Annotated in this window: 13 protein-coding genes; 3 read left to right on the top strand and 10 right to left on the bottom strand. The window is 73.8% G+C overall.

Going from position 1 to position 15,333, the window contains the following annotated elements; all coding sequences use genetic code 11:
* Window positions 1-85 precede the first annotated feature (85 nt).
* The 10 genes from AB0I16_RS24600 to AB0I16_RS24555 form a co-directional block, all read right to left on the bottom strand.
* Window positions 86-1,390, bottom strand: coding sequence for a glycosyltransferase (locus AB0I16_RS24600; protein ID WP_363251692.1), 1,305 nt, complete (start codon window positions 1,388-1,390; stop codon window positions 86-88).
* The gene (locus tag AB0I16_RS24595) at window positions 1,387-2,352 is read right to left on the bottom strand and encodes a glycosyltransferase (protein WP_363251691.1); all 966 of its coding nucleotides are present in this window, start codon (window positions 2,350-2,352) and stop codon (window positions 1,387-1,389) included. The genes AB0I16_RS24600 and AB0I16_RS24595 overlap by 4 nt, the downstream gene beginning before the upstream one ends.
* Window positions 2,349-3,470, bottom strand: a complete 1,122-nt coding sequence (locus AB0I16_RS24590) for a glycosyltransferase family 9 protein (RefSeq protein ID WP_363251690.1) — start codon at window positions 3,468-3,470, stop codon at window positions 2,349-2,351. The genes AB0I16_RS24595 and AB0I16_RS24590 overlap by 4 nt, the downstream gene beginning before the upstream one ends.
* Window positions 3,467-4,159, bottom strand: coding sequence for an HAD-IIIA family hydrolase (locus AB0I16_RS24585; RefSeq protein WP_363251689.1), 693 nt, complete (start codon window positions 4,157-4,159; stop codon window positions 3,467-3,469). The genes AB0I16_RS24590 and AB0I16_RS24585 overlap by 4 nt, the downstream gene beginning before the upstream one ends.
* The gene (locus tag AB0I16_RS24580) at window positions 4,156-5,244 is read right to left on the bottom strand and encodes a glycosyltransferase (protein ID WP_363251687.1); all 1,089 of its coding nucleotides are present in this window, start codon (window positions 5,242-5,244) and stop codon (window positions 4,156-4,158) included. The genes AB0I16_RS24585 and AB0I16_RS24580 overlap by 4 nt, the downstream gene beginning before the upstream one ends.
* Window positions 5,244-6,905 carry a carbamoyltransferase C-terminal domain-containing protein gene (locus AB0I16_RS24575; protein WP_363251686.1) on the bottom strand — a complete coding sequence of 554 codons (1,662 nt, stop codon included), beginning with the start codon at window positions 6,903-6,905 and terminating at the stop codon, window positions 5,244-5,246. The genes AB0I16_RS24580 and AB0I16_RS24575 overlap by 1 nt, the downstream gene beginning before the upstream one ends.
* A gap of 151 nt (window positions 6,906-7,056) precedes the next feature.
* Window positions 7,057-8,019, bottom strand: coding sequence for an NAD-dependent epimerase/dehydratase family protein (locus AB0I16_RS24570; RefSeq protein ID WP_363251685.1), 963 nt, complete (start codon window positions 8,017-8,019; stop codon window positions 7,057-7,059).
* Between the two features lie 410 nt (window positions 8,020-8,429).
* Window positions 8,430-8,777, bottom strand: a complete 348-nt coding sequence (locus tag AB0I16_RS24565; RefSeq protein ID WP_363251683.1) for a DUF6479 family protein — start codon at window positions 8,775-8,777, stop codon at window positions 8,430-8,432.
* A 276-nt stretch (window positions 8,778-9,053) separates the two neighbouring features.
* Window positions 9,054-9,251: a hypothetical protein gene (locus AB0I16_RS24560; protein WP_363251682.1), complete on the bottom strand. Its 198-nt coding sequence runs from the start codon at window positions 9,249-9,251 to the stop codon at window positions 9,054-9,056.
* 174 nt (window positions 9,252-9,425) lie between these two features.
* Window positions 9,426-10,631 carry an acyltransferase family protein gene (locus AB0I16_RS24555; RefSeq protein ID WP_363251681.1) on the bottom strand — a complete coding sequence of 402 codons (1,206 nt, stop codon included), beginning with the start codon at window positions 10,629-10,631 and terminating at the stop codon, window positions 9,426-9,428.
* A gap of 842 nt (window positions 10,632-11,473) precedes the next feature.
* On the opposite strand from AB0I16_RS24555, the gene AB0I16_RS24550 reads away from it, so the two are divergent.
* The 3 genes from AB0I16_RS24550 to AB0I16_RS24540 are packed head-to-tail and all read left to right on the top strand — an operon-like array spanning window position 11,474 to window position 15,284.
* Entirely contained in the window at window positions 11,474-13,024 is a 1,551-nt protein-coding gene (locus AB0I16_RS24550) for a pyridoxal-dependent decarboxylase (RefSeq protein ID WP_363251680.1), read from the top strand.
* Window positions 13,025-13,033: 9 nt separating this feature from the next.
* A complete protein-coding gene (locus tag AB0I16_RS24545; protein WP_363251679.1) occupies window positions 13,034-14,611 on the top strand; it encodes a hypothetical protein in 1,578 nt (525 codons plus the stop codon).
* Between the two features lie 46 nt (window positions 14,612-14,657).
* A complete protein-coding gene (locus AB0I16_RS24540; protein ID WP_363251678.1) occupies window positions 14,658-15,284 on the top strand; it encodes a hypothetical protein in 627 nt (208 codons plus the stop codon).
* Window positions 15,285-15,333: the final 49 nt, after the last annotated feature.

The following is a 15,333-nucleotide window of genomic DNA, read 5'->3' as shown; positions in this document are numbered from 1 at the left end:
CGGCCGTCCATGGGGGACGGCGGCGGGCCCGCACCTCCTTCTGATGGGCCGCCGGGCTTTCTGGTCCGACGGGTCCGCTCCGGGCTCAGACCGCGCCGACGCCGGTCACGACGGGCCTCGCGTCGAGCACTTCGCAGTAGGCGGCCTCGGTGGCGGCGGCGACCCGCGGCCAGCCGTACCGGCGCAGGGTCCTGCGGCGTCCCGCCTCGCCGCCCGCCTCACGTCCGGCGGGGTCGGCGAGGAGTTCGGCGACGGCGCGGGCGAGGGCGTCGGGGTCGCGGGGCGGCACCAGGCGCCCGGTGGCCGGGTCGGCGACGGTGTCGAGCTGTCCGCCGACGGCGCTGGCGACGACGGGCCTGCCGCACGCCATGGCCTCCAGCGGGACGATGCCGAACGGCTCGTAGTCGGCGGGGCACACCACGACGTCGGCGGCGCGCAGCAGCGGCGGCACGTCCGCGCTCGGTACCCCGCCGGTGAAGCGGACCCGGTCGGCGACGCCCGCCTCGCGGGCGAGGGCGCGCAGTCTGCGCACCTCGGGGTCCTGGTCGAGCCGGTCGGCGGACGGCCCGCCGACGATCACCAGCTCGGTGTCGGGCAGCCGGGCGAGGGCGGCGACGGAGACCGCCGCGCCCTTGCGCGGGACGAGCCGCCCCAGCTGGAGGATCTGGTGGGGCAGCGGGCCGCGCCCGGCGACCGGGCCGTGCGGGGTGAACAGGTCGGTGTCGACGCCGCAGGGCACGATGCCGACCTTGGCGGCGGGTATGCCCATCCGGCCCAGCTCGGCGACCTCGTCGCGGCAGGTGGCGATGACGCGGTGGCAGCCGCGGCCCACCTCCGTCTCCAGGGCGACGCGGCGCGGCGGGCTGGGGTCGGCGAGCCGCTGGTGGCGCCGCTTCACCGTGCCGAGCGCGTGGTAGGTGTGCAGCAGCGGCAGGCCGGTCCCGCGGGTCGCGAGGAGCGAGGCGAGCCCCGACATCCAGAAGTGCGAGTGCACGAGGTCGGGCGGGCGGCTGCGCCAGCTCCTGGCCAGGTAGCGCCCGAACTCGTCCATGTGGGGCAGGAGTTCGTCCTTGGGGATCGGCTCGGACGGGCCCGCGGGCACGTGGTGCACCTCGACGCCGTCGCGCAGCGCCACCCGGTCGGGCAGGTCGCGCGCGTCGCGCCGGGTGTAGACGGTGACCCGGTGGCCGCGGTCGGCGAGGGCGCCGGCGAGGCAGGCGACGTGCACGTTCTGGCCGCCGGCGTCCACGCCGCCGAGTGCGGCGAGCGGGCTCGCGTGTTCCGAGACGAGCGCAATCGACAGGGTGCCGGGGGCGACGGGCCCGGTGCCGGGGCCGCCGGGGCCCGCGCCGAAGGTGCCGGGGTCGAAGGGGTCCAGGGACGAGGTCATGAGCGGGCCTCCGTCATCACGCGCTCCCAGTCGGCGAGGAAGCGCTTGAGTCCATACCGTTCGAGTGCCGCCTGGCGGGCGCGGGCGCCGTCCTCGGCCGCCGCCTCCGGTTCCGCCAGGTAGTGCCGGGCCGCCCGCGCCAGGACCTCGGGGCGGGTGGACAGGGTGCCGGTGCCGGGCGGGACGGCCTCGACGGCCTCGGTGGTGGCGAGCGCGACGACGGGCATGCCCAGGTGCATGGCCTCCAGGAGGGACAGGCCGAGCGACGTCCAGCGCACCGGGTGCAGGTACAGGCGGCGCCGGGCGAGCGCCGCGTGGAGTTCGCCCTGCGGCAGGTCGGCGGTGCGGCAGCGGTCCTCGGCGAGGCCGAGGTGGGCGGCGAGGCCCTCGGTGCGCATGCCGAAGACGTCGAGGGGCGCCGCCTCGCTCAGGTCGGCCAGGAGGTCGGTGCCGGTGAAACGGCCGCGTCTGACGGGTTCGTTGACGACGACCGCGGCGCGGGCCAGGGCGCCGGTGTACTGGTGGCCGGGGTCGACGATGCCGTGCTCGATGACCTCGGTGCGCGTGCCGCCGTTGTCCCAGAACAGCCGGTTGAAGTGCGTGACGTGGACGAGCGTGAGGTCGTCGCGGTCGGCGCACGGGTGCCGCGTGTCCGGCACGTCGCCGTCCGGCGCGTTGTGCTCCAGGTACACCGCGGGCACGTCGCGTCCCGGGCGGCGCCCGCCGAGCCACCGCTCGGCAAGGCCGTGCTCGTGCGGGCGCTGGAGGACGACCAGGTCCACCTCCGCGTCGCGCAGCTCCCCGGGGGTGACCTCCCGTACGGAGTCGGGCCAGGCGAAGGTGCGGGCGCGGCCGAGGCCGTCGGGGCCGCGGTCCGGTGTGACGGGGACGAGGTAGGTGTGGGGGCCCTGCACGAACGCGGTCGTCCAGGAGCCGTGCACGTGCCACAGCAGGATGTTCATACGGTCGCTCCTCGTTCCGTCCCCGGCGCGTGGCCCGGTCCGGTCGGCGGGTGGGGCAGGGCGGTCGCCGGGTCCCGGCGGCCCGCCCGGTCGGCGGGGTCGGTGAGCTCGGCCACGGCGGCGAGCACCTCGGCGTCGCCGACACCGTCGAGGCAGGGGTGGCCCGGCAGCGGGCACGTCCGGGCCCGGCTGTCCGCGCACCGCTCGCGCTGGTCGCCGAGCAGCACGTGCCGCACGCCGTAGGGGCCCCAGCGCTCGGCCGGCACCACGGGGGCGAACAGGCTGGCCACGGGTGTGCCGACGGCGGCGGCGAGATGGCCGGGCCCGGTGTTGCCGACCACCGCGGCGCGCGCCCCGGCGAGGACGCCCGCGAGGTGCCGCAGGTCGGTGGCGCCGCCGAGGTCGAGGCCGTGCCGTCCGGCCACCAGCGCGGTCAGCGCGCGCTCCCGGGGGCCGCCGGTGACGACCACGCGGTGTCCCGCGCGGGCGAGCGCCGCCACGGCACGCCGTGCCCGCTCGGGGCTCCAGGCGCGGGCGGGCACGGCGGCTCCCGGGTGGACCACGACGTACGGCTCGTGCCCGGTGAGGGCGGTGGTGTCGGGGGGCGCCGTCACGCGCAGCGCCCCGTCGTCGCCGGGCGGCAGGTCGAAGCCGCAGGCACGGGCGAGGTCGAGGGCGGCCGCCGCCTCGTGGCGGTGGGGCAGCCGGTGGTGGCGCAGGTCGAGGAGGCCGCCGGGGTAGTCCTCGCTGTCGGCGGCGGTCCGGCCGACCCCGGCCAGCTTGAGCAGCAGGGCCGTGGGCAGCGGGCTCTGGTGGTACGAGACGAGCACCAGGGCGTGGTCGAAGCAGCGGGCGGCCACGGCGTCGATCACCCGCCGCGTCGCCTCGCGGGTCACCGGCGCCGGGTCGAGGCCCACCCACGGGGCGTCGTACACGAGCACGTCGTCCACGCCGGGCAGCAGCCTGCCCGCGTCGGCGCCCTGGGGTCCGCAGAGCAGCGTGGTGTACGAGGAACCGGCCGCTGCCGCCCGCACGGCGGGCCCGGCGAGCAGCACGTCACCGGCGCTGTCCAGGCGGACCACGAGGGTGCGCGGCAGCGGGGCGCGGGAGCCGTTCATCGCCGCTCCCCCTCTCCCGGCGGCACGCCGAGCGGGCGGGCGGTCCCGCCGCCCAGGGCGAGGCCGACGGCGGTGAGCAGGTCGGGGGCCACGGCGTCCGCGGCGACGGTCTCCTCGGCGCGGGTGACCGGGGTGGGCACGAGCACGCCGCGGGCCCCGGCGGCGCGGGCGGCGTCCACGTCGGCGCCGATGTCGCCGATGACGACGGTGTGCGCGGCGGGCACGCCGAGCCGCGCGCACGCGGCGAGGACGAGGCCGGGCTCCGGTTTGCGGCAGCGGCAGCCGTCGCCGGGGCCGTGCGGGCAGATCGCCCAGACGGAGAACGGGCCGAGCAGTTCCTCCACGCGGCGCCGTACCGCGTCGACCTGGGCGCGCGACAGGAGGCCGCGCGCGACGCCCGACTGGTTGCTCACCACGCCGACGGGGACGCCCGCCGCCCGTACGGCGTCGACGGCCTCGCGGGCGCCCGGCATCAGCCGCACCCGTGCGGGGTCGCCGTTGTAGGGCACGTCGACGACGAGGGTCGCGTCGCGGTCGAAGAGGACGGCGGCGGGGAGGCCGGGCCCCGCGTCCCGCGGCCGGGCGTGCCGGGGCGGGGCGGGTCCTTCGATCAGCCACGGTCCGTCGGCGGTCTCGGCGATGGCGGTGGTGCCGGGCGGCCGGGTCCGCGCGGCCGGGTGCCGGTTCATCGGCGGACCTGCTCCCCGGCGAGGGGCCCGCGCGGCACGCCCGGCGGCACCGGCGGTCCCGACACCGGGCGCAGGGGTGCCGCCCCGAGGTGCGTGACGTGGCCGCGCAGCCAGTGCCAGGTCGCGGCGGGCGGGATGAGCGCGCTGGTCACGGCCATGGCGAGGACCTCTTCGCGGTGACGGGGCCCCGGCAGGATGCGGGCGAGGGCGAACTCGGCGGTGCCTGCGAGCCATCCGGCGGCGCAGACGGTGGCGGCCCCCGGCCTGCGCAGCGCGGCGCAGGCCAGGGCGCCCGCGGCCGCGGCGGTCACCGCGAGGTGCCGGGGCAGCCTGCCGCGGGGCGCGGCGGCGCGGGTCCACCAGCCGGGGCCGTGCAGCCGGGTCATGAGCACGTCGTCGGCGTTGCCCCGCTGGAGCCGCAGCGAGATCCAGCGGCCCGCCGGGCGCACCGGATGGGCCGTGGAGCGGGCCCCGCGAGCCACCGTCCAGCCGGCGTCGAGCACCCGCAGCGCCAGGTCGGCGTCCTCGCGGAAGGCGCGCCTGAACCGCTCGTCGAAGCCGCCGACGGCTTCGAGCGCCTCGCGGCGGTAGGCCATGTCGGCGGTGATCCACCGGGCGGTGGCGAGCCCCGCGGTGTTGCGCTCCCAGTCCGTGGGCCTGCGGTCGGCGGGCAGCGGCACGTCGATGCGGGCGGTGACGGCGCCGTTGGCGGGGGTGGCGGCGGCGAGGTCGAGGGCGAGGTCGTCGCACCAGGTGGGTCCCGGCACCACGTCGTCGTCGAGGAAGACGACCCAGGGCACCCGCAGGGCCGCGCGCCACCCGGTGTTCCTGGCCGCGGCGGGGCCGCGCGCCCTGCCGGGCACCACGGCGGTGACCTGGCGCAGGGCGGTGGGGACGTCGACCGGCAGGGGGGTGGTGCCGTGCGTGTGCGGGCGGTCGTCGACGAGGATCACGCTCTGCGGCTTCGGTCCCGTCGCGTCGGCGAGGGCGCGCAGCGTCGCGCCGAGGCTGGGCCGGCCGAGCGTGGGGATCACCACCGCGTACCGCCCTTCGGTGCCCGCGTCGTCTCGCGCACGCGGGGCCATCAGGCGCCACCGCCCTCGTCGGCGCGGAAGAGGTCCTGGCGGCGGATCACGTACGGGCCGATGGCCAGGAGGTCGACGGGCGAGGAGCCGAAGCACTCCAGGGCGTCGCGCGGATCGTCCACCATGGGGCGGCCCGCGGTGTTCAGGCTGGTGTTGACCACGACAGGCAGCCCGGTCAGCCGCTCGAACGCGCCGAGCATCCGGGCGACCAGGGGCTCGCGCGCCGGGTCGACGGTCTGGATGCGGGCGGTGCCGTCCACGTGCACGACGGCCGGGATGCGCTCGCGCCAGGAAGGGGCCACGTCGTGCACGAACAGCATGTACGGGCTGGGGAGCGGCCCGTCGAAGATCTCCGAAGCGCGTTCGGCGAGCACCATCGGGGCGACCGGGCGGAACTGCTCGCGGCCCTTGACGTCGTTGAGGCGCTCCAGGTTGCCCGCGTGCCCGGGGTGGGCCATCAGGGAGCGGTGTCCGAGCGCCCTCGGGCCGTACTCGGAGCGGCCCTGGAACCAGGCGACGATCCGGTTGTCGGCCAGCGCCCGCGCCACGGTCTCCGCGATGTCGGTGGGCCGCTCGAAGCTGACGGCGGCCGTCTTCAGCCAGGCGCCCAGTTCGGCGTCCGTCCAGTCGCGGCCGAGGTCGGCGCCGGTCATGGGCTCCGGCTCGACGCCCTCGCCCGCGGTGAGCAGCAGCGCGCCGCCGAGTGCCGTGCCCGCGTCACCGGCCGCGGGCTGCACCCACACCTGGGAGAAGGGGCCTTCCCTGGCTATGCGGGAGTTGGCGACACAGTTGAGGGCGACGCCGCCGGCGAGGGTGAGCACGCTGTCGTGCGTCGTGCCGTGCAGCCAGCGCGCCAGGTCGAGCAGGGTCTCCTCCAGGACGGCCTGGGCGCTCGCGGCCACGTCCGCGTGGGCCTGCGTCCACGGCTCGTCGGCGCCGCGGGGCGGGCAGAGCTCGTGCCAGGGCACCGCGGTGGCGCGGAACCCTCCGTCGCCGGTCGGGTACACGTGTCTGCGCAGTTCGGGGAGCATGCGCGGCGTGCCGTGGGAGGCGAGCGCCATGACCTTGAACTCGTCGGAGGAGCGGAGGAACCCGAGGTGCCCGGTCAGCTCCTCGTAGACGAGGCCGAGGGAGTGCGGCAGGTCCTGCGCGTACAGGGCCCGGAGTTCGTTGCCCACGCGCCGCGCCGCGAGGTGCGAGGCGCGCTCGCCGCGGCCGTCGAGGACGAGCACCGAGGAGTCCTCGGCGCCCGGCGCGGCGAAGGCGCTGGACGCGGCGTGCGCCATGTGGTGCGGTACGAAGCGGACGATGGCCGGGTCGAGTCCCGGCAGGGCGGCCTTGAGGAAGCCGGGCGCCTCACGGGCGTACGTCTGGCGCAGGTGGTCCCAGGGGTCGTCGAGCCCCATCGACTCGGCGGGCCTCGCGAGGCCGGGGTCGTAGGAGTAGGCGACCGCGTCGAGGTCCTGGGGGCGGAGGCCCGCCCTGCTCAGGCACCAGGCGGCGGCCTGCTCGGGCAGCTCCCAGGCCGAGAACGGCACGGGGCGCTTGCCGTGCTTGCGCCGGGAGAACCGCTCCTCCTCGGCGGCGGCGACGGTGCGGCCGTCGATGACGAGGGCGGCGGCGGGGTCGTGGAAGAGGGCGTTGATTCCGAGGATGCGCATGGGGGAACCGGGCTTTCTTCGGCGGTCCTCGGCACGCGCCCTGAGGCGGGCGCGTGGCGCGACCGGGGGGGACGGGCGACATGGCCGAGCCGGGTCGGGGCGTGCGGGCTTCCCGTAGGGGGCGCGCGGTGCCGGGGCCCCGGCCGCTCGGTCAGCGGTCCGCTGTCGCGCGGAACCAGTCGATGGTGCGCCGGAGGCCGTCCGCCGCGTCGACGCTCGGCTCCCACTGGAGCTTGTCGCGGGCCAGGGTGATGTCCGGGCAGCGGACGGCCGGATCGTCCGTCGGGCGGTCGATGAAACGGATCTCCGAACGCGATCCCGCGAGGTCGATGACGAGGCGCGCGAGCTCCAGCATCGTGATCTCGGCGGGGTTGCCGATGTTGACCGGGCCGCGCATCCCGTGGGCCGCCGCCGCGAGGATGCCGCGCACCGTGTCGTCGACATAGCAGAGGGAGCGGGTCTGGTTGCCGTCGCCGGTGACGGTCAGGGGCTCCCCGGCCAGGGCCTGGCGGACGAAGGTCGGCACGGCGCGGCCGTCGTGGCCGCGCATGCGGGGCCCGTAGGTGTTGAACAGGCGCACGATGCCGGTGTCGGTGCCCTCGGCCTCGGCGTGCGCCGTGGTCAGGGCCTCGCCGAAGCGCTTGGCCTCGTCGTACACGCTGCGCGGTCCGACCGGGTTGACGTGGCCCCAGTACCGCTCGTCCTGCGGGTTCTGCTGCGGGTCGCCGTAGACCTCGGACGTCGAGGCGAGCAGGAAGCGGGCGCCGGTGCGGTGGGCGAGCCGGAGGGCGTTGCGGGTGCCGAGGCTGCCCGTCTCCAGGGTGTGCAGGGGCAGGCGCAGGTAGTCGGCGGGCGACGCCGGGGAGGCGAAGTGGAGGACCAGGTCGGGCGGGCGGTCGACGCCGAGGCCCTCGGCGACGTTCGCCCGTATGAGCGTGAAGCCGGGGCGCTCCATGAGCGGCGCGAGGTTCTCCGGCCGTCCGGTGCTGAAGTCGTCCACGCAGGTGACGTCGGTGCCGGCCGCCAGCAGGGCGGCGCACAGGTGTGAGCCGACGAAACCTCCTCCGCCGGTGACGACGGCGTGTTCCCAGTTCCCTGACAGAGCTGTGGTCATCCAGGTCTCCTCCGTGCGCGGGGACGGCGCGTGGTGAGCTGCCGACCACCGGTCGCCGGCGTCGCAACGGCGCGCCGAGTTCTCGATCAGCCTCTGCGACACGGACGGAGACGGCTACGCGGCGTACGGCATCCGGGTGACTCGCACGGAGCGGGAAGGGCGCCGCGGGCGGCGCCCTTCCCAGCAGAAAGCCCCGCCACCGCGGGAGAGGCAGTGGCGGGGCCTTGGATCGGATTCCGCCCGGATTCCGACCGGATACCGACCGGACTCCAGAAGGATTCCTGGGAGAATTCGGGCCGCCCCTTTCGATGCCCTGGTGATGTCCTTGCGGCTATGGGTACGCGTAAGGCGGCGACGCCGCGAACAGGCGCATTCATATGCGTCCGTACGGGACGGGCGCGGCCACCGGATCAGCCGAGTCCGCCGCTGCCGAAGCCGCCGCCCCCACTGCTTTTCCTGTGGTCCTCCGGGTCCTGCGATTCGGAGGGATGGCTGCTGCAGTTGCCGTATCCCCCCTGGATCTCATGCGGGAGCAGACGCCTGCCGTCGTGCGGCATCTCGTTCGGCTCGCGGTACTCCCGCTCCTCCCTGACCGGACCGTCGTACGGACGTTTCGGCTGCTCAGCGGGGTTCGGGGGCTTGATCTGCCGCGCCTGGGCGCGCCGCCCGAAGAAGAAGGCGCTCAGCAGGACGCCGACCACGACGAGACCGGCGAGCCACATCAGCAGGTGGGCGGTGGACGATGCTGCGAGTTCCATTGTCTCCATACAGGGGTTGTACCCGCCCGGCCCGAAATATAGCTGGCGGTGTCCCTTTTCAACACGGTCGACGGTGTGGACCCGGGCCGCCTCGCGTGAATGGACGGGCAGGCGCGACCCGGCGACGCCGGAATGGCCTCGCCGGGTCGCCGCGCGTCCCTATCACGGCCGGGTCGGATAACGGCCGCACGGATTACCGCCGCGCGGGAATCACCGGTCGATGGGCATTACCGCCGGACGGTGATTACCGGCGGGCGGACATACCGCCGGTCTCGCTCAAGGGTGGTCGGGCTGCTGCTCCGGGGGCTTTCCGCCGCCCTTTCCGCCGCCTTTCGCGCCGCGGTCCGTGCCGTGCGCGCCGCCGCCCTTGCCCTGCGGGTTCCCGGGTTCGGCCGCCTTCGCGGAACCGCTCTCCTGGGGAGTGGCGCCGCCCTTCCCGCTGCGTCTCAGCTCGGGCTGCTGTGGATTCGACATTCCGGCTCCTCTCGTCGGTGACCGCGCGCCGGGGCCGCCCACGCGGGTGCCCCCTGGCCCACGCGGGTGTCCCGTACACCGGAGTTCACGCCTCCGCGGCGCGCGCGGGCGGGCCGAAGCCTCCTTCGAAAAGCTTCGCACCGCCCTCGCCGCGGGGCCATCGGAGCCGCCGGGTCACCCGGACTCGCGCAGCTCCGCCGCGTCCCGCCGGAAGGCCCACACCATCTTCGGCTCCATGGCGAAGCGGAAGAGGCGCTGCACGGGCGGGGTGCACAGGAGGGTGATCACCGCGCCGGCGAACAGCGTGACGGCGACGGCGCCGAGCGGCTGGTGCGTCCAGTCGGCCTCGTACCAGTCCCAGAAGCGGGAACCCTTGGCGAGGAAGCCGTGCAGGAGGTAGCCGTAGAGCGTGCCGGCCCCGAGCACCGTGAACCACCTGTGCCCGCGCGGCACCCACGCGAAGAAGCAGGCCACCAGGAGCACCGAGCAGCCGAACATCGCGAGCGTCATGGGGACGCCCGTCCACCCCGGAGCGGCCAGCTCCTGCGCGCTGTCGCGGCGGTAGAACCAGGCCGCGCTGATCCGCGGGGCGGCCCAGTACGCGAAGAGCAGAGCCGCGGCGAAGACCGGCAGGGAGAGCAGCCGCACCTCGCGGCGGCGCACGAGCTGGAAGTGCTCCGGCTTCAGGACGAGGCCGAGCACGAAGAACGGCAGGAACTGCAGGACCCGCTGGAGGTCCAGGTCGTCGCCGATGTCGGGCGAGACGGAGGCGAGCGCGGCCACGGCGAGGGCCGACGGCAGCGGCCACCGCACGGCCTTCCACAGGGGCGTCGAGAGCCGCCAGACGAAGAGCGCGGCCAGGAACCAGGTGAGGTACCAGGGGTCGAGCAGGCTGATCGGATACGTGGGGTCGCCGCCCGCCCGGCGCTTGAAGACGGTGTACGCGGCCTCGAAGAGGACGTACGGCACGGCGACACCGGTCACCAGGCGTCTGACGCGCCCCGGGCTCGCGTCGAAGCCGCGGGAGAAGTAGCCGGAGATGACGATGAACGCCGGCATGTGGAAGGCGTAGACGGTGATGTAGAGCGCGGCGGCCGCCCTGCTGTCGGCGCGCAGCGGCTCCCATGCGTGGCCCATGGCGACCAGGACGATGGCCAGGTACTTGGCGTTGTCGAAGAAGGCGTCGCGCTGCTTGCCCGGCTTCGGCCCGCCCGCGCCCGGGGCCTGCGCGCCCGCGGTCCGCGCCCTGCTGTGCCGTCCCCGGCCGGTGCCCCGCGCCCCCGCCGGTCTCGGCGCGGGTGCCGGGGCGGCATCGGGGAGCGGGGCGGCCCCGGGGAGCGGGGCGCGATGGCGGCCGGGCAGACGCACGGTGTCGCTCACGGCGCCTCCCGGAGGCAACCCGGAGCGGCGATCCCGCGTCTTACCAAGTTCGTGGGTACTGCGTCGGTGCGAGACATCCCTGGCACCCTAGCCACACGAGGCGTCAGGCGTACAACCGTGCCGCGTACGGGCCTTCGCGCCTCATCCGGCGCCCGCGTGACGCGTGCCGGGCCCACGCGACACCTCGGCTCCGGCGGTCGCGGCCCTGCCCCTCCGGATCAGACGGCCCGGCTCATCCGGATCGAACAGTTCCGTATCACGCGCCCCGAAAACACCCGTCCGTCGAGCCGTTTCCCTGTCCGGATCACCCGGCGACGGCGGAAAACACGCGCCACCGGCCGGGCCCGGCGGATACCGGAGGCGCATGTCCCGCAAGACGGCGGGAAGTTGGCAGAAAACTCCTTGCGGCGCCGCTCACCCCGTCGCGGTCCTGCCCCGTCCCCCTTCCCGCCGTGCACATGCCAGGGGCACAGTGTCCGAAAACCACGGACCGCATCCGGAACCCCGGATATCCATGGGGACGTGTGTGGCGAGCGAGAATTGCAGGGCCGCCAATTGGCGCGCGCCTCTTTTCGGTCAGACCCGGAGTTTCGATTTATCAGCCGATCAGCAACGCCTACGGTGTTCGCTGTGGGGGCAGGCACTGACCATGCCGGGGGGACGTCTGCCGCGTGTAGTTCTCGGAGGGGTAATCCCGTACGCACGACGTTCGACGCGTCGCGTACGGAATGACGTCGCGATCCGGTTCGACCAGCCGGATTTCGCCGCCCTGCGTGGGTGACGCATGCCCTCACCCCATACGTCGGGCACCACGGGGAATTCCAAGAAGAGGGGGGACCCCAGTGACGGAACCTCGGTCGAGCGAACCCGGATCGGAGCCGAGCGGCTTACTGCTCGAAGCGTTTGATCCGCAACTGTTCAGGGAGAGTTCGGAAACCGCCCTCGCGAAACTGGAGAAACATCTTTCGGACCTCTCGATCAGAGGGCTCGAACTGATCGACCCCGAGCAGTTGACCCGGGCGGCGAGGGCCCTGATGACGCCCCAGCGGGACACGGTCGCCGCCTTCGACGAGGAACGGCTCACGGGCATCATCGACCTGTACGTCAGGACGGGCATCCAGGTGCTCTCGCCGGGCTACATGGGCCGGCAGTTCTCGGGCGTCGTACCGCTCGCGGGCGTCATCGACTTCGTGAGCTCCATGGTCAGCCAGCCCGCGTCGTTCTACGAGGCGGGGCAGTTGCCCAACGCCGTGGAGCGCATCATGGCCGAGGAGCTGAACCGCTTCATCGGCTACGACCCCGACCGCTTCACCATGGTGACCACGTCGGGCGGTTCGCTGGCCAACCTGACCGCGCTGCTCGCCGCGCGGAACGAGAAGCTGCCCGGCTACTGGTCACAGGGCGCGTCCGCCGTCCGCGGCCAGCCGAGGCCCGCCATCGCCGTCGGCGCGGACGTGCACTACAGCGTGGCGCGGGCGGCCGGCGTGCTCGGCATCGGCGACGCGCAGCTCGTCCGCCTGCCGCTGAACAGGCGGCAGCAGATCGACGTGGGCGAGGCACGGGCGGCCCTGGCGGCGGCCGAGCGGCAGAACCTCAGGGTCTTCTGCCTGGTCGCGTCGGCCGGCAGCACGTCGGTCGGCGCCTTCGACCCGCTCGACGACCTCGCGGACCTGGCCGCGGAGCAGGACCTCTGGCTGCACGTGGACGGCGCGCACGGCGCCAGCCTGCTCGTCTCCGACGCGCTCCGCGGGAAGCTGCGGGGCATCGAGAGGGCGGACTCCCTGACCTGGGACGCGCACAAGATGATGTTCGTGCCCGCGCCCTGCACGATGCTCTTCTACCGGAACAGGGAAACGGCCCTTTCGGCCTTCCGCCAGAAGGCGAGTTACGTCTTCGAGGAAGAGCAGGACATCTACACCGCCTTCGACAGCGGGGGCAAGAATTTCGAGTGCACGAAACGCCCGATGGTCATGACCCTCTGGACGCTGTGGGCCATGTACGGAAGGTCGCTTTTCGCGGAGAAGATCGAGTATCTGTGCCGGCTGACCGGCGAGGCCCACGGCATTCTGCGGGCCGATCCCGACTTCGAGACACCGCACCGCCCCGAGGCGAACATTCTCTGCTTCCGGTACCACCCCGCCGATTTCGGGGGAAGGCCGGGAAAGAAGCCGGACACGAAGGCGCTCCACCATCTCCAGGTCGCCATCAGGAACCGGGTGAAGAGTGCGGGGAACTTCTTCATATCGAAGGTGGACATCGACGGGGTGGCCGCACTGCGCGTCGTCATGATGAACCACCAGATCACCACCGAGCACTTCAGGATGCTGCTCTCCGAGATCAAGAGGACGGGGCGGGACCTGATCGCACATGACGAGGGAACCGGTAAAGCCTAGAGAGGACGGATGTTGAGTACATCGCACGCCCCACAGGTAACACGTGTTCCACCGGCGGCCCCCGCTCCGAGCGGGGCCCGCGAGCTGGCCGAATGGCTCATCCCCGAATGGGAGCTGCGTCCGGAGTCCGTCGAGGCCGTGACCGTGCTCCCCTCGTTCGCGAGCAAGATGCGCGAGTGCGAGCGGGTCTGCCAGACCCTCTACAGCGAGATCACCCACGAGGTACAGGACGCCCTCGTCCTGCGCAGGCTCCAGCAGATGGTCAACACCGTGCTGCTCAACCCCCTCTGGCGCGAGAGGCTGCGCGGCGCCGGCCTCACGGAGGCCCCGCGCACGTACGAGGAGTGGCAGCGCGTCCCGCTGTCCGACAAGGACGTGCAGCGCGACTTCTTCATGGAGTCACGGCCCGGCATGGTGGTGCCCCTCACCCGCGGCGACTTCGAGATCGTGGCGAGCGGCGGCACCAGCGGCGGCCGCCCCCTGGAGATCGTCTACGCCCTGCGGGAGCTGCGCGACACGTACGAGATCGCGGGCCGCTTCATGGGGGCGTACCAGCTCGCGCCGCACCTCGCGGGCACCGATCCGAAGTGGCTGTTCACCACGCTGGCCGACTACCAGATGTGGAGCAGCGGGACGATGGTCGGCGGGGTGCTCCAGCAGGTGCCCGGGGTCAACTACGTGGGAGCGGGGCCCGTCACCGCCCCGGTCCTTGAACACATGTTCTCCTATCGGGGCCCGAAGGCCCTGATGGGGATCTCCGCGGGCATCGCGATCCTCGCCGAGCTGGGCGCGGGCATGCGCCAGGAGTACCGCGACAGCTTCCGCGTCGCCCTGTACGGCAGCGGCGTGCTGCCGCAGCGCAAGCGGGTGGAGCTCAAGGCGCTGTACCCGAACCTGGCGATCCTCAGCTACTTCGCGGCCACCCAGGCGGAGACCGTGGGGCTGCAACTGGACGCCGAGTCCCCCTGTCTGTCGGCCGTCCCGGGGCTGCACTTCATCGAGATCGTCGACGAGGAAGGGCGCCAGGTCGCCGAGGGCGAGGAGGGCGAGCTCGTCGTCACGCGGCTGCACGCCCACGAGACACCGCTGCTGCGCCTGAAGCTGGGCGACCGGATGGTCCACCGGCCGCGCACGGAGGGCCCCGGCCTCAAGACGCGGCAGTTCGAGTTCGCGGGGCGCACGGGCGACGTGCTGCACATCAACGACAGCCAGTACTCGGCGGTCCGGGCGTACGCCGTGCTGCGCGACGAGCTGAAGGCCGCCGAGGTGGTCGACCTGGACGCGGTGGCGCACGACGTGCAGTTCGTCAACCACCGCGAGGCCAAGCGCATCCAGCTGTACGCGTCGGTGGACGACGTGCTCGGCCTGAGCTACCGGGCCGACACGGTGCTCGGGCCCTACGGCCTCCAGCGGCTCTTCGTGAACGCCCTGCCGCGCGCCCTCTCCCTCTTCAACCACGGGGAGGCGAACGCCGCGTCGTTCGAGGCGACCGGCTACACCTTCCAGCTCACGTTCGTACCCAGGCTGTCCGCGGAGATCGAGCGGACGGCTGTCGGAAAGGTCCCGCTCGTGCGGGACCGCGGCTAGGCGCGGGGCACCGCGCGCGACCACCAGGTGCGAGGACAGGAGTGGAATGAAATCGCAGGTGAACATCATCGCCGTCGTGGACGTCATCGGGGCCCTGTCGATCAGGGGCCTGCACGACGGCAATCTCTGCATGGTGGACGACGGACCGTTCGACAGTTCCCACCAGGGGACGGCGGACCTCGTCACCATCGTCAAGCCCGGACAGGTCGTCTCGTGGACCGCGCTCGCCGTGGACCTCCAGACACCGGTCGAGATCAAGAACATCTCGTTCGCCCCGTCGAACGGCCACGCCTCCCACGACGGGAGCCACGCGGGTCCGGCCTACGCGGGCCAGGCGCAGGCGGGCCGGGCGCAGGCCGGCCAGAGCCACGGCACGGGCGGCGGCGCCGAGCCCCTGCGCGGCACCGCCACCGCCGCGGCGCCCGGCATGGGCGTGGCGGTCCCCGGCCCCGGTGTCCGGGCGCCCGGGGCCCAGGGCCAGGGAGCGTACGGCCGGGAAGCGCACGGCGAGCAGGACACGGCGGGCGAGAAGCTCGACCTCGACGTGTGGACCGGCGTGGTGCCGCACTGGATGACCCCGGGCGTCCCGTACCAGTACCGCATCGAGTTCCAGATGTACGAGGGCGCCCACAGCGTCATGCACGTCGAGACGCCCGCGCTGATGTGCCAGTAGCGGCCGTCCCGACGACGGCCGTGCCGGGAACGACGACGAAGGCGGAGAC

Source organism: Streptomyces sp. NPDC050703 (genome assembly GCF_040654435.1).
GTDB lineage: Bacteria > Actinomycetota > Actinomycetes > Streptomycetales > Streptomycetaceae > Streptomyces.
This window is presented reverse-complemented; position numbering and strand designations above follow the sequence as displayed.